Below are 14358 nucleotides of genomic sequence, written 5' to 3'. Positions count from 1 at the left end.
CCCCGATGCCCGCGGCCGGGGACGTCCGGCCGCCGACCGGGAGGAGACGTCGCACCCGATGCCTGCTGAACCCGCCGCCGAGGCGGCCGACGGCCCGCTGGGGGAGGAGGCCGTGCAGGCCGCCCTCGACGCGGCGCTCGCGGCGGTGGCCGCCGCCGGCGACCTGGAGGAGCTGAAGGCCGCCCGCCTCGCCCACGCCGGGGACCGCAGCCCGCTGGCGCTGGCGAACCGGGCCATCGGCTCGCTGCCCGGCCCGGCCAAGGCCGCCGCGGGCAAGCGCGTGGGCGCCGCTCGCGGCCGCCTGAACCAGGCGGTCGCCGAGCGCACCGAGGTGCTGCGCTCCCAGGAGGAGGAGCGGGTCCTGCGCGCGGAGGTCGTGGACGTCACCCTCCCCGCGCGCCGCCCGGAGCGGGGGGCGCGCCACCCGCTGCCGCTGCTCACGGAGCGGGTCGCGGACGTCTTCACCGCGATGGGGTGGGAGGTCGCCGAGGGGCCCGAGGTCGAGGCGGAGTGGTTCAACTTCGACGCCCTGAACTTCGACGCCGACCACCCGGCGCGGCAGATGCAGGACACCTTCTACGTCGCCGACGAGGACGGCGGCACCTCCTCGGGGCTGGTGCTGCGCACGCACACCTCGCCCGTGCAGGCGCGTTCGCTGCTCGCCCGCGGGGTGCCGCTGTACGTGGTGTGCCCCGGCAAGGTCTTCCGCACCGACGAGCTGGACGCCACGCACACCCCGGTGTTCCACCAGCTGGAGGGCATCGCCGTCGACGAGGGCCTGACGATGGCTCACCTGAAGGGCACCCTGGACCACTTCGCCCGGGCGATGTTCGGCGACGCCGTCCAGACGCGCTGGCGCCCGGCGTTCTTCCCCTTCACCGAGCCCAGCGCCGAGCTGGACCTGCGCTTCTCCCTGGGCCGGGACGCCGAGCGCGGCTGGATCGAGTGGGGCGGCTGCGGCATGGTCAACCCGAACGTGCTGCGCGCGTGCGGGATCGACCCGCAGCGCTACCAGGGCTTCGCCTTCGGGATGGGGATCGAGCGGACGCTGATGTTCCGCAACGGGGTGACGGACATGCGCGACATGGTGGAGGGCGACGTGCGGTTCAGCCGGGCGTTCGGCGTGGAGGACCTCTCGGCGTCGGGGGTGGCCGACGTCCTGGGCGGGCGCGTGCCGGCCGACGCCGCCGCGGGGGAGGACGAGCTCTGATGCGCGTGCCCCTGAGCTGGCTGGCCGAGCACGTCGACCTCGAACCCGGGGCGCGCGGCGCGGACGTCGCCGCGGCCCTGGTGCGGGTCGGCCTGGAGGAGGAGGGCGTGCACACCTCCGGGGTGACGGGCCCGCTCGTCGTCGGCCGGGTGCTGGACCTGGCGCCGGAGCCGCAGAAGAACGGCAAGACGATCAACTGGTGCCACGTCGACGTCGGGCCCGAGCTGAACGGTCCCGACGGCCACCGGGGCATCGTCTGCGGCGCGCACAACTTCGCCGCCGGCGACAGCGTCGTCGTGGCGCTGCCGGGCGCGGTGCTGCCGGGCGGTTTCGCGATCGCCGCCCGCAAGACGTACGGGCACGTGTCCGACGGGATGATCTGCTCGGCGAAGGAGCTCGGCCTGGGCGCCGACCACTCCGGCATCATCGTGCTGGAGCGGTTCCTGCCCGGCGCGCCGGTCACCCCGGGCCAGGACGCGCTGGCGCTGCTGGGCCTGGCCGAGGAGACCGTCGAGGTCAACGTCACCCCCGACCGCGGGTACTGCTTCAGCGTGCGCGGCATCGCCCGCGAGTACGCGCACGGCACCCGCCGCCCCGTGGCGCAGGTGTTCCACGACCCCGTCGAGGTCGAGGTGCCCGGGGCGGGCGACCCGGGGTACCCGGTGCGCCTGGCCGACGACGCGCCGATCCGCGGTGCGGCCGGCTGCGACCGCTTCGTCGCCCGCGTCGTGCGCGGCATCGACCCTGCGGCGCCGACCCCGCGGTTCGTGGCCGACCGGCTGCGCCAGGCGGGCATGCGTCCCGTCTCCCTGGCCGTGGACGTCACGAACTACCTCATGCTCGCCACCGGGCAGCCGCTGCACGCCTACGACCTCGCGACGCTGCAGGGCGAGCTCGTGGTGCGCCGTGCCCGGGCGGGGGAGCGGCTGACCACCCTGGACGACGTCGAGCGCGTCCTGGACGCCGAGGACCTGCTCATCACCGACGAGGTGCCCGGGGAACCGTCCACCTCCCGCGTGCTGTCGCTGGCCGGCGTCATGGGCGGTGCCGCCACGGAGGTGTCGGCCTCCACCACGGACGTGCTGGTCGAGGCGGCGCGCTTCGCGCAGGTCTCGGTGGCGCGCACGGCGCGCCGGCACCGGCTGCACACCGAGAGCGGCAAGCGCTTCGAGCGCGGCGTCGACCCGGCGATCGCGGCACGGGTGGCCGAGCTGGCCGTGCGGATGCTGGTCGAGCACGGCGGCGGGACCGCCGACCCGGCGGCCACGGACGTCGGCGAGCCCGCCGCGGCGCAGCCGCTGCGCATGCCCGTGGCGTTCGTGGAGCGGATCGTGGGCGCCCCGTTCACGGAGCAGGAGGTGGTCGGGGCGCTGGAGCAGATCGGCTGCGCGGTGACGGCCGACGGCCCGGAGCTGAGCGTGGTGCCGCCGAGCTGGCGCCCGGACCTGGTCCAGCCGGTGGACCTGGTGGAGGAGGTCGCGCGGCTGCGCGGCTACGACACCATCCCCTCGGTGCTGCCGGCGGCCCCCGCCGGGCGGGGCCTGACGGCGGCCCAGCGCGCGCGGCGCTCGGCCGCGCGCGCCCTGGTGGACGACGGGTTCGTCGAGGTGCTCTCCTACCCCTTCGTCGCCGCGGCGGTGCACGACGCGCAGGGGCTGCCCGCGGACGACCCCCGGCGACTGGCGCTCCGACTGGCGAACCCGCTGTCGGAGCAGCAGCCGCTGATGCGCACCAGCGTGCTGGACTCCCTCGTCGAGGTGGTGCGCCGCAACCTCTCCCGGGGTCTGCGCGACCTGGCGCTGGTGGAGTTCGGCGCCGTGACGCACCCGGTGCCCGGCGCGGGCCCGGCTCCGCTGCCGGGCGTGGCGACCCGCCCGGCGGAGGAGGAGCTGACCGCCCTGCGCGCCGCGGTGCCCCCGCAGCCGCTGCACGTGGCCGGCGTCCTGACGGGTGTGCGGCGCGGCCCGGGCGCCTCCGCCGAGGGGTTCGCCCGCGGTGGTGAGCCGGTGCTGTGGGCGGACGCGGTCGACGCGGTGCGCACGCTCGCCGCGGCGCTGGGCGTGCGGGTGGTCGTCGAGGCGGCCGAGCACGCGCCCTGGCACCCGGGCCGGTGCGCGCGCGTCAGCACGCCCGCGGGCCACCCGGTCGGGTACGCCGGTGAGCTGCACCCCGCGGCGCTCGCGGCCCTGGAGCTGCCCGCGCGCTCGGCGGCCTTCGAGCTCGACCTCGACGTCCTGCTCGCGCAGGTCGGCGCGAGCCCGCAGGTGGCGCAGCTGTCCGGGTACCCGGCCGCGACCCAGGACGTCGCGCTGGTGCTCGACGAGGACGTCGCGGCCGGCGCGGTGGAGCAGGCGCTGCGCGAGGGCGCCGGCGAGCTGCTGGAGGACGTGCGCCTGTTCGACGTCTACACCGGCTCGCAGGTGGGCGAGGGGCGCAAGTCGCTCGCCTACGCGCTGCGCTTCCGGGCGCCGGACCGGACGCTGACCGCGGAGGAGGCGAGCGCCGCGCGCGAGTCCGCGGTCGCCGAGGCCGCCCGCCGCACGGGGGCGGTGCAGCGTGGCTGAGGCTGCCGGCGTGGCTCCGGGCGTGGCGCTGGTCACCGGCGCCAGTCGCGGCATCGGCCGCGAGCTGGTCCTGGGCCTGGCGGGTGCGGGCTGGTCGGTCGGCGCGCTGGCCCGCGACGCCGTGGCGCTGGACGAGGTCGTGGAGGAGGTCACCACCGCGGGCGGGCGAGCGGTGGGCACCTGCGTCGACGTGGCCGACGCGCACGGCGTCGCCGCGGCGGTGCACGCCCTGGAGGCGGAGCTCGGCGGCACCACGCTGCTGGTGAACTGCGCCGGTCGCATCGAGGCCGACGAGGCCGTGCCGTGGGAGGCGGACCTGGAGGAGGTGCGCCGCGTCCTGGAGGCCAACGTGCTGGGCCCCTTCCACCTGGTGCACGCCGTGGTCCCCGGCATGGTGGCCCGCGGCGGCGGCCGGGTGGTCGACCTCAGCTCCGGAGCGGCGCACAAGGACGCGCCCCTGCACGCCGCCTACGGTGCCAGCAAGGCGGCGCTGTTCCGCCTGGGCGGCGCGGTGACGGCGGCCGGGCGCGAGCACGGCGTGCTGGCCTTCGAGGTGTCCCCGGGCGTGGTCCGCACGGCCATGTCCACCTCCATGGCGGTGCACGCCGAGCGCACCGAGTGGACGGATCCCGCCGACGTGGTGGCGCTGGTGCTGGCGGTGGCGCGCGGGGAGCTCGACGCGTGGGCGGGTCGGCTGGTGCGGGCGGGCACGGACACGCCCGCGTCGCTGGCCGCGGCCGCGCGCGCCGGTCTGGCGCCGCGCGCCCGCAGCCTGGACGTCGTGCCGTACGGCCCGGACGACCCGCTGTCCTGACCACCCTGTGCATGACTACGCAGCTCGGTGTATGGTCATGCGCATGGATCCAGGGAGTCGGCTCAGGGTCGCCGTCGCGGGCGCCAGCGGCTACGCCGGGGGTGAGCTGCTGCGGCTGCTGCTGCAGCACCCGCACGTGGAGATCGGGGCGCTCACCGGCGCCTCCAACGCCGGCACCGCGCTGGGTGAGCTGCAGCCGCACCTGCTGCCGCTGGCCGACCGGGTGCTGCAGCCCACCACGGCCGAGGTCCTCGCCGGGCACGACGTGGTCTTCCTCGCCCTGCCGCACGGCCATTCGGCGGCCGTGGCCGCCGAGCTGGGCGAGGACGTCCTCGTCGTGGACTGCGGGGCCGACCACCGGCTCACCGACCCCGCGCAGTGGCAGCGGTTCTACGGCTCCGAGCACGCCGGGGCCTGGCCGTACGGCCTGCCCGAGCTGTCGCTGGCCGGCGGGGGCAAGCAGCGCGAGCGCCTGGCCGGTGCCCGGCGCATCGCCGTCCCGGGCTGCTACCCGACGAGCGTGAGCCTGGCCCTGGCCCCCGGGTTCGCCGCCGGGCTGCTGGCCGGCGAGGACGTCGTCGTGGTCGCCGCCTCCGGCACCTCCGGCGCCGGCAAGAGCCTCAAGCCGCACCTGCTGTCGGCGGAGGTCATGGGCTCCATGAGCCCCTACGGCGTCGGCGGCGGGCACCGCCACACCCCCGAGATCGAGCAGAACCTGGCCCTGGCGGCCGGCGGGCCGGTGTCGGTGTCCTTCACCCCGACGCTGGCGCCCATGCCCCGGGGCATCCTGGCCACCTGCACCGCGAGGCTCGCCCCCGGTGCCGCCGCCGGTGACGTGCGCGCCGCCTGGGAGGCGGCGTGCGACGGCGAGGAGTTCGTCCACCTGCTGCCCGAGGGCCGCTGGCCCAGCACCGCCGCGGTCCTGGGGAGCAACGCCGCCGTGCTGCAGCTGGCCGTGGACGAGCACACCGGACGCGTCGTCGTGGTGGCGGCCCTCGACAACCTCACCAAGGGCACCGCGGGAGGAGCCGTGCAGAGCGTGAACGCCGCCCTCGGGCTGGCCGAGGGCACCGGGCTGAGCGCCGTGGGGGTGGCTCCGTGAGCGTCACCGCCTCCGCCGGCTTCCGGGCCGCCGGCGCCACCGCCGGCCTCAAGGCCAGCGGCCGGCCCGACGTCGCCCTGGTCGTCAACGACGGGCCGCTGGACGCCGCCGCGGCCGTCTACACCTCCAACCGCTGCAAGGCCCACCCGGTCCTGTGGAGCGAGCGGGCCAGCGCCGACGGGCACGTGCGCGCGGTGGTCCTGAACTCCGGCGGCGCGAACTGCTTCACCGGCCCGCAGGGCTTCCGGACGACCCACGCCACCGCCGAGCTCGTCGGTGAGCTGAGCGGGTGCGGCGCGGCCGACGTCGTGGTGTGCTCCACCGGGCTGATCGGGGTGCAGCTGCCCCGCGAGGAGCTCCTCGCAGGGGTGCGCACCGCCCACGCCGCCCTGGCCACCACCGGCGGCTCCGCGGCCGCCACGGCCATCATGACGACCGACACCGTCTCCAAGCAGGCCGTCGCGCAGGGGGAGGGCTTCACCGTCGGCGGCATGGCCAAGGGCGCGGGGATGCTCGCGCCGGGCCTGGCCACCATGCTCGTCGTGCTCACCACCGACGCCGTGGCCGAGCCCGCCGAGCTCGACCGGGCGCTGCGCGCGGCCACCCGCACCACCTTCGACCGCGTCGACTCCGACGGGTGCATGTCGACCAACGACACGGTCGTGCTCATGGCCAGCGGGGCGAGCGGTGCCCGCCCCGCGCCGGGCGAGCTGGACGCCGCCGTGCACCGCGTGTGCGCCGACCTGGCCCGGATGCTCGTCGCCGACGCGGAGGGCGCCGAGCACGACATCGCCGTGGAGGTCGTCGGGGCCGCCGGCGAGGACGACGCCGTCGAGGTCGGGCGCTCGGTCGCCCGCAGCAACCTCTTCAAGGCCGCCGTCTTCGGCAAGGACCCCAACTGGGGCCGCGTCATGGCCGCGGTCGGCACCACCTCCGCCGAGTTCGACCCGCAGGCCATGGACGTCAGCATCAACGGCGTGCCGGTCTGCGTCGGCGGGGCTCCCGGCGCCGACCCGTCCACCGTCGACCTCACCGGGCGCGAGGTGCGCGTGCGCATCGACCTGCACGCCGGCGAGCACACCGCCACCGTCTGGACGAACGACCTCACCCACGCCTACGTCCACGAGAACAGCGCCTACTCCACATGAGCGACCTGACGAACCTGACGGCCGAGGACAAGGCGGGCGTGCTCGTCGAGGCCCTGCCGTGGCTGCAGAAGTGGCACGGCGCCCTCGTCGTGCTCAAGTACGGCGGCAACGCCATGGTGGACGACGAGCTCAAGCGCGCGTTCGCCGAGGACGTGGTGTTCCTGCGCACCGCGGGCCTGCGTCCCGTCGTCGTGCACGGCGGCGGACCGCAGATCTCCGCGATGCTGCAGCGCCTGGGCATCGCCAGCGAGTTCCGCGGCGGTCTGCGGGTGACCACGCCCGAGGCGATGGACGTCGTGCGGATGGTCCTCACCGGACAGGTCGGCCGTGAGCTCGTCGGGCTGCTGAACGCGCACGGCCCCCTGGCGGTGGGCCTGTCCGGCGAGGACGCCGGTCTGCTGCGCGCGCGCCGCCGCCCCGCCCTGGTCGGCGGTGAACCCGTCGACGTCGGCCTGGTGGGCGACGTCGTCGGCGTGGACCCCGCGGCGGTGAACGACCTGCTGGCCGCCGGCCGCATCCCCGTCATCTCCACCATCGCCCCCGAGGTCGACGACGACGGCCTGCTCGTGCCGGGTTCCGTCCTCAACGTCAACGCGGACACCGCCGCCTCCGCCATCGCCGTGGCCCTGGGGGCGCAGAAGTTCGTCGTCATGACGGACGTCGCCGGGCTGTACGCGGACTGGCCGGACCGCGAGTCCCTCGTCAGCGAGATCACCGCCGGGGAGCTCGAGCAGCTGCTGCCGTCCCTGGAGTCCGGCATGGTCCCCAAGATGGAGGCGTGCCTGCGCGCGGTGCGCGGCGGGGTGCCCCGCGCCACGGTCATCGACGGCCGGCTGGCGCACTCGGTCCTGCTGGAGGTCTTCACGACCTCCGGCAACGGCACGATGGTCGTGCCGTGAACCACGCGGGAGGCGGAGCGGTGGACGGCACGGTGCAGACCGCGGGGGGCTCGGAGGCCCTGCCGGTCACCGAGGGCAGCGGGCAGCAGTGGCTGCAGCGGTACTCCTCGGCCCTGATGGGCACGTACGGCACTCCCCAGCGCGTCCTGGTGCGAGGCGAGGGCTGCTACGTCTGGGACGCCGACGGCACGCGCTACCTGGACCTGCTGGGCGGCATCGCCACCAACGCCCTGGGGCACGCCCACCCCCTGCTGGTCGCAGCGGTCACCTCCCAGCTGACGACCCTGGGCCACGTCTCGAACTTCTTCGCCACCGTCCCGCAGATCGCCCTGGCGGAGCGGTTGCTGGACGTCGCCCGCGCCCCGCAGGGCTCCCGGGTCTTCTTCTGCAACTCCGGTGCCGAGGCCAACGAGGCCGCGTTCAAGATGGCTCGCCGCACCGGCCGGCCGAAGGTCGTCGCCACGGTGGACGCCTTCCACGGCCGCACGATGGGCGCCCTCGCGCTCACCTCCAAGGAGGCCTACCGCGCACCGTTCGAGCCGCTGCCGGGCGGGGTGGAGTTCGTCCCCTACGGCGACGTCGGCGCCCTCGGCCGCGCCGTCGACGGCGCCACGGCGGCGGTGTTCCTCGAGCCCGTGCAGGGCGAGGGCGGGGTCGTCCCCGCCCCCGACGGCTACCTCGCCGCGGCACGGCGCATCACCGCCGACCACGGCGCCCTGCTCGTCCTGGACGAGGTGCAGACCGGCGTCGGGCGCACCGGGGAGTGGTTCGCCCACCAGCAACTGCGCCACGACGGCGTCGTGCCCGACGTGGTGACCCTCGCCAAGGGCCTCGGCGCCGGCGTCCCCGTCGGTGCCGCGATCGCCTTCGGCACCCACAACGCCGCGCTCCTGGGAGCGGGGCAGCACGGCACCACCTTCGGCGGGAACCCCGTCGCCGCCGCCGCGGGCCTGGCGACCCTGCACGCGCTCGAGCGCGACGGGCTGCTGGCGAGCGTGCGCACCGTGGGCACCCACCTGCGCCAGGGGGTCTCGGCCCTGGGCCACCCCCTGGTGGCCGGCGTGCGGGGCGAGGGCCTGCTGCTCGGCATCGCCCTGGGCGCGCCGGTGGCCGCCGCGGTCGTGCGGGCGGCGCTGGCCCGCGGCTTCATCGTCAACGCCGTGCGTCCCGACACGATCCGCCTGGCGCCGCCGCTCGTGCTCACCACCGCCCAGGCGGACACCTTCCTGGACGCCCTGCCGTCCGTGCTCGACGCCGCCCAGAACCCCGCGGAGGACTCGTGACCACCCGCCACTTCCTCGCCGACGACGACCTGAGCCCCGCCGAGCAGGCCGAGGTCCTCGCACTGGCCGCGCGCCTGAAGGCCGACCGCTTCGCGGAGCGCCCGCTGGAGGGTCCGCGCACGGTCGCCCTGCTCTTCGACAAGCCCTCGACCCGCACCCGCGTCTCCTTCAGCGTCGGGGTCGCGGAGCTGGGCGGGGCACCGCTGGTCATCGACGCCGCCGGCTCCCAGCTGGGCCGCGGTGAGCCCGTCGCCGACACCGCGCGCGTGCTGGAGCGGCAGGTCGCCGCGATCGTGTGGCGCACCCATGCGCAGTCCCGCCTGGAGGAGATGGCCGCGCACTCGCGGGTGCCGGTGGTGAACTCCCTCAGCGACGACTACCACCCGTGCCAGATCCTCGCGGACCTGCAGACGATCGCCGAGCACAAGGGCCGGCTGGGCGGGCTGACGATGGCCTACCTCGGCGACGGGGCCAACAACATGGCCCACTCGTACGCCCTGGGCGGCGCCACGGCCGGGCTGCACGTGCGCATCGCCACCCCGGCCACCGACCTGCCGTCCGCCGCGGTCCTCGAGCGCGCCCGCGCCGTGGCCGCCGGGACCGGCGGGTCCGTCACCGTCACCCAGGACCCCCGCGAGGCCGCCGCCGGCGCCGACGTCGTCGTGACCGACACGTGGATCAGCATGGGCCAGGAGGGCCTGGACGCCGCCGAGCGCCTGCAGCGCTTCACCCCCTACGCCGTGACGCCCGAGCTGCTGGCGCTCGCCGACCCCGCCGCGATCGTCCTGCACTGCCTGCCCGCCTACCGCGGCAAGGAGATCGCCGCCGAGGTCCTCGACGGGCCGCGGTCCGTGGTCTGGGACGAGGCGGAGAACCGCCTGCACGCCCAGAAGGCCCTGCTCGTCTGGCTCCTCGCGGCGTCGCGGTGAACGTGGCGGCCACCGGCAGCGGCACCAAGGCGTTCCGGCACGACCGCATCGCCGCGGTGCTGGCGCGCTCGCCGGTGCGCTCGCAGACCGAGCTGGCGGCCCACCTGGCCGCCGAGGGGGTGGCCGTCACGCAGGCGACGCTCTCGCGCGACCTCGTCGAGCTGGGCGCGGTGAAGGTCCGCGACGGGGACCGCGGACTGGTGTACGCCCTGCCCGCCGAGGGCGGCGACCGCACCCCGCGCAGCGGCGTCGGGCAGGAGGTCCTGGACGCGCGCCTGGCCCGCTGGTGCGAGGAGCTGCTGGTGTCCGCCGAGGCCTCGGCCAACCTGGTCGTCCTGCGCACCCCGCCGGGCGCCGCGCAGTTCCTGGCCAGCGCCGTCGACCACTGCGTCATGCCCTCGGTCCTGGGCACCATCGCCGGCGACGACACCGTCCTGGTCATCTCCCGCGACCCGGCGGGCGGCGAGGACGTCGCCGCGCGCTTCCTCGCCCTGGCCCGTCGCGAGGACGCCCCCACCCCGGTCCGAACGCCCGACCCCGACGAAGGAGACACCCCGTGACCGAGCAGCAGCTGCACCAGCAGGCCGAGAAGGGCCTGTGGGGAGCGCGGTTCGCCAGCGGTCCCGCCGAGGCGATGGCCGCGCTGTCGAAGTCCACGCACTTCGACTTCCGCCTGGCCCGCCACGACCTCGCCGGCTCGCGCGCCCACGCCCGCGTGCTGCACCGCGCCGGACTCCTGGACGACGCCACGCTGCAGGCCCTGCTGGCCGGCATCGACGCCCTGGAGGCCGACGTCGACTCCGGCGCCTTCACGCCCGCCCAGGACGACGAGGACGTGCACTCGGCCCTGGAGCGGGCCCTCGTCGAGCGGGTGGGCCCGGACGTCGGCGGACGGCTGCGCGCCGGGCGCTCGCGCAACGACCAGATCGCCACGCTGCTGCGGATGTTCCTGCGCGAGCACGCCCGGGTGGTCGCCGCCGGGGTCCTCGACGTCGTCGACGCGCTCGTCGAGCAAGCTGCCGCGCACCCCGGTGCGGCCATGCCCGGGCGCACGCACCTGCAGCACGCCCAGCCGGTGCTGCTCGCCCACCACCTGCTGGCCCACGCCTGGCCCCTGCTGCGCGACGTGCAGCGGCTGCGCGACTGGGACGCGCGCGCGGCCGTCTCGCCGTACGGTTCCGGCGCGCTGGCGGGTTCCTCCCTCGGCCTGGACCCGCAGGCGGTCGCGGAGGAGCTCGGGTTCGAGCGCAGCGTGGAGAACTCCATCGACGGCACGGCCGCGCGCGACGTGGCCGCCGAGTTCGCCTTCGTCGCCGCGATGGTCGGCGTGGACCTGTCCCGCATCTCCGAGGAGGTGATCCTCTGGGCGACGAAGGAGTTCTCCTTCGTCACGCTGCACGACGCCTGGTCCACGGGGTCGAGCATCATGCCGCAGAAGAAGAACCCCGACGTCGCCGAGCTGGCGCGCGGCAAGGCGGGGCGCCTCATCGGTGACCTGACGGGCCTGCTGAGCACCCTCAAGGGCCTGCCCCTGGCCTACAACCGCGATCTGCAGGAGGACAAGGAGCCGGTGTTCGACGCCGTCGACACCCTGGAGGTCCTGCTGCCCGCGGTCGCCGGCATGGTCGGCACGCTGCGCTTCCACACCGAGCGCATGGCCGCCCTGGCGCCGCAGGGCTTCGCCCTGGCCACCGACATCGCCGAGTGGCTGGTGCGCCAGGGGGTGCCGTTCCGGGAGGCGCACCACCTCTCCGGTGCGTGCGTGCGCCGGTGCGAGGAGCGCAGCGAGGTCGAGGGCCGCTCCGTCGAGCTCTGGGACCTCACCGACGCCGACCTGGCGTCGATCTCCCCGCACCTGACCCCCGAGGTGAAGGGCGTGCTGAGCACCGCCGGGTCGCTGGCCTCCCGCGACGCGGTGGGCGGCACGGCACCGGCGCGGGTGGCGGAGCAGCTCGAGCGGGCCCGCTCGGTCCTGGCCGAGCACCGGGCGTGGGCGTGCCCGTGACGGCCCTGCCGCGGGAGTTCTTCGCCCGCGAGGTGCTCGACGTCGCCCGCGACCTGCTGGGCCGCGTGGTCCGCCACGAGACGCCCGAGGGTGCCGTCGCGGCCCGCCTCACGGAGGTCGAGGCGTACGCGGGCGAGGCCGACCCCGGCTCGCACGCCTTCCGCGGCCGCACACCGCGGACCGAGGTGATGTTCGGCCCGGCCGGCCACGCGTACGTGTACTTCTCCTACGGCATGCACTGGTGCGTGAACCTCGTCACCGGTCAGGAGGGCACCGCGTCGGCCGTGCTGCTGAGGGCGGGTGAGGTCGTCGAGGGGCTCGACCTGGCGCGGGGACGCCGCCGGGCGGCACGGCGCGACGCCGACCTGGCCCGAGGGCCGGCGCGCCTGACGCAGGCGCTCGCGATCGCCCGCGAGCAGGGGGGGGCCGACGTGTGCGCCGACGGCTCCCTGCGGGTCCTGGCGGGTGAGCCGGTACCGGACTCCGCCGTCTCCTGGGGCCCCCGCGTCGGTGTCGCGGGTGCCGGCGCGCCCACCCCGTGGCGTGCGTGGATCACCGGGGACCCGAGCGTCTCCACGTACCGCGCCGCGGTACCGCGTCGCCCCCGGCGCTCCTGATCGGGCAGGCTGGGGCCCGGCGGGGCGAACGGCGCCCGGCCACGGAGTGAGGAGAGTCGAGTCGTGAGCGACGTCTGGGACGAGCTGCAGTGGCGGGGCCTGGTGGCGCACTCCACCGATGAGGCCGCGCTGCACCACGCGCTGCAGGCCGGTCCGCTGACGTACTACGTGGGCTTCGACCCGACCGCGGCCAGCTTGCACGTCGGTCACCTGGTGCAGGTGCTGACCGCCAAGCGCCTGCAGCAGGCCGGTCACAAGCCGCTGGTCCTGGTCGGTGGTGCCACCGGTCTGGTGGGTGATCCGCGCCCGTCCGCGGAGCGGAGCATGAACGACCCGGACACGGTCGCCGGCTGGGTGGGGCGCATCCAGGCTCAGATCGCGCCGTTCCTGGACTTCACCGGTCCGGCGGGCGCGACCATGGTGAACAACCTGGACTGGACCGGGCCGATGACGGCGATCGAGCTGCTGCGCGACGTGGGCAAGCACTTCAGCGTGAACCGGATGCTGGATCGCGAGGCGGTGGCCAAGCGCCTCGCCAGCACGGGCATCTCCTTCACCGAGTTCGCGTACGTCCTGCTGCAGTCCAACGACTACCTGCAGCTGCACCGCCGGCACGGGTGCTCCCTGCAGCTGGGCGGCTCGGACCAGTGGGGCAACATCACCGCCGGGTGCGAGCTGGTGCGCCGGGTCGACGGCGCCACGGTGCACGCGCTGGCCACGCCGCTGCTGACCAAGGCCGACGGCACCAAGTTCGGCAAGACCGAAGCCGGGGCGGTGTGGCTGGATCCGGACCTGACCAGCCCTTACGCCTTCTACCAGTTCTGGCTCAACGCCGAGGACTCCCAGGTCGAGGGCTACCTGAAGGCGTTCTCCTTCCGCAGCCGGGAGGAGATCACCGAGCTCGGTCGGCAGGCGCGCGAAGCACCCAAGGCCCGCGCAGCCCAGCGTGCTCTGGCGCACGAGGTCACCGCCCTGGTGCACGGTGACCAGGCCGCCGAGGCAGTCGAGCAGGCGTCCGCCGCCCTCTTCGGGGGCAGCGGGCACGCCGACCTGGCCGGCATCGACGAGCGCACCCTGGCCGGCGCCCTGGAGGAGCTGCCCACCGCGACGCCCGAGTCCCTGGACGTGCCGGTGGCGCAGCTGCTCGCTGAGACCGGCCTGGCGCCCAGCCGCAGCGCCGCGCGGCGCACCATCGCCGAGGGTGGCGCGTACGTGAACAACACCAAGGTCGTCGACACGGACGCCACCTTGGCCGACGCCACGGCTGGCGCTCCGCTGCTGCACGGGCGCTACGCCGTGCTGCGCCGCGGTCGGAAGTCCCTAGCGGCAGTAGCACTTCCGTTGCAGCAGTAGGGGGTCCGTCTCGGGCCCGACGTGGATTTGGTGGTCGGGCCCGGGGCGGCGTACTGTTCTTCTCGTCGCCCGGACGGGGCGGCCGCCGGGGCCGGGAGGCCGCGGGGGTCTGCTGCGGGTGGGTGGTGCGGCAAGCTTGATCGGGAATGGGTTGCAGGTTGGCCTGGTTCCTGGTTACAGTGGGAAAGTTGCCCCTGTTTAGCTGGTCCTCGTGAGGGGGTTGGGTACGGGGTGCGTCCGGTTCTTGAGAACTCAACAGTGTGCCAAGTGTTGATGCCAAATCAATCAACCCCGTGGCAGCTCACCCGTTGTGGGTGGGTTGTTGGGGATTCCTTTGGTGTTGTTCCTCCATCCTCCTCGCCAGGGGGGTGGGGGTTTCGAGATCAGAGGTCAAACTAAGCAAGTCAATTGCCTGACGCGTCTGCCGGTCGTTG

The 14358-nt window shown here is 75.3% G+C and carries 12 protein-coding genes; all 12 read left to right on the top strand.

Annotated elements, in window-relative coordinates:
• The first annotated feature begins 58 nt into the window (after positions 1-58).
• A complete protein-coding gene (pheS, locus tag ACRYR9_RS09590; RefSeq protein ID WP_432494276.1) occupies positions 59-1210 on the top strand; it encodes a phenylalanine--tRNA ligase subunit alpha in 1152 nt (383 codons plus the stop codon).
• The gene (gene pheT / locus ACRYR9_RS09585; RefSeq protein WP_432509654.1) at positions 1210-3774 is read left to right on the top strand and encodes a phenylalanine--tRNA ligase subunit beta; all 2565 of its coding nucleotides are present in this window, start codon (positions 1210-1212) and stop codon (positions 3772-3774) included. Before pheS ends, pheT begins: the two co-directional genes overlap by 1 nt.
• Positions 3767-4588 carry an SDR family NAD(P)-dependent oxidoreductase gene (locus tag ACRYR9_RS09580; RefSeq protein WP_432498698.1) on the top strand — a complete coding sequence of 274 codons (822 nt, stop codon included), beginning with the start codon at positions 3767-3769 and terminating at the stop codon, positions 4586-4588. The genes pheT and ACRYR9_RS09580 overlap by 8 nt, the downstream gene beginning before the upstream one ends.
• A 43-nt stretch (positions 4589-4631) precedes the next feature.
• Positions 4632-5690 (top strand): N-acetyl-gamma-glutamyl-phosphate reductase, encoded by a 1059-nt coding sequence (argC, locus tag ACRYR9_RS09575; protein WP_432498701.1) that lies wholly within the window; start codon positions 4632-4634, stop codon positions 5688-5690.
• Positions 5687-6838 (top strand): bifunctional glutamate N-acetyltransferase/amino-acid acetyltransferase ArgJ, encoded by a 1152-nt coding sequence (gene argJ, locus ACRYR9_RS09570; RefSeq protein ID WP_432498704.1) that lies wholly within the window; start codon positions 5687-5689, stop codon positions 6836-6838. Before argC ends, argJ begins: the two co-directional genes overlap by 4 nt.
• Entirely contained in the window at positions 6835-7737 is a 903-nt protein-coding gene (gene argB, locus ACRYR9_RS09565) for an acetylglutamate kinase (RefSeq protein ID WP_432498707.1), read from the top strand. Before argJ ends, argB begins: the two co-directional genes overlap by 4 nt.
• Before the next feature lie 20 nt (positions 7738-7757).
• A complete protein-coding gene (locus tag ACRYR9_RS09560; RefSeq protein WP_432498721.1) occupies positions 7758-9020 on the top strand; it encodes an acetylornithine transaminase in 1263 nt (420 codons plus the stop codon).
• Positions 9017-9949 carry an ornithine carbamoyltransferase gene (gene argF / locus ACRYR9_RS09555; RefSeq protein WP_432498710.1) on the top strand — a complete coding sequence of 311 codons (933 nt, stop codon included), beginning with the start codon at positions 9017-9019 and terminating at the stop codon, positions 9947-9949. The genes ACRYR9_RS09560 and argF overlap by 4 nt, the downstream gene beginning before the upstream one ends.
• Entirely contained in the window at positions 9946-10509 is a 564-nt protein-coding gene (locus ACRYR9_RS09550; RefSeq protein WP_432498713.1) for an arginine repressor, read from the top strand. Before argF ends, ACRYR9_RS09550 begins: the two co-directional genes overlap by 4 nt.
• 11 nt (positions 10510-10520) lie before the next feature.
• Positions 10521-11954 (top strand): argininosuccinate lyase, encoded by a 1434-nt coding sequence (gene argH / locus ACRYR9_RS09545; RefSeq protein WP_432498723.1) that lies wholly within the window; start codon positions 10521-10523, stop codon positions 11952-11954.
• Positions 11939-12571, top strand: coding sequence for a DNA-3-methyladenine glycosylase (locus tag ACRYR9_RS09540; protein ID WP_432498716.1), 633 nt, complete (start codon positions 11939-11941; stop codon positions 12569-12571). Before argH ends, ACRYR9_RS09540 begins: the two co-directional genes overlap by 16 nt.
• A 63-nt stretch (positions 12572-12634) precedes the next feature.
• Positions 12635-13924, top strand: coding sequence for a tyrosine--tRNA ligase (tyrS, locus tag ACRYR9_RS09535; protein ID WP_432498718.1), 1290 nt, complete (start codon positions 12635-12637; stop codon positions 13922-13924).
• Positions 13925-14358 lie beyond the last annotated feature (434 nt).

This window comes from Kineococcus auxinigenes (assembly GCF_050871525.1).
GTDB lineage: Bacteria > Actinomycetota > Actinomycetes > Actinomycetales > Kineococcaceae > Kineococcus.
This window is presented reverse-complemented; position numbering and strand designations above follow the sequence as displayed.

Bases quoted from the DNA above. Each gene is read 5' to 3' on its own strand.
- argC (WP_432498701.1), top strand. From the start codon at position 4,632: ATGGATCCAGGGAGTCGGCTCAGGGTCGCCGTCGCGGGCGCCAGCGGC.
- pheS (WP_432494276.1), top strand. From the start codon at position 59: ATGCCTGCTGAACCCGCCGCCGAGGCGGCCGACGGCCCGCTGGGGGAG.
- argB (WP_432498707.1), top strand. From the start codon at position 6,835: ATGAGCGACCTGACGAACCTGACGGCCGAGGACAAGGCGGGCGTGCTC.
- pheT (WP_432509654.1), top strand. From the start codon at position 1,210: ATGCGCGTGCCCCTGAGCTGGCTGGCCGAGCACGTCGACCTCGAACCC.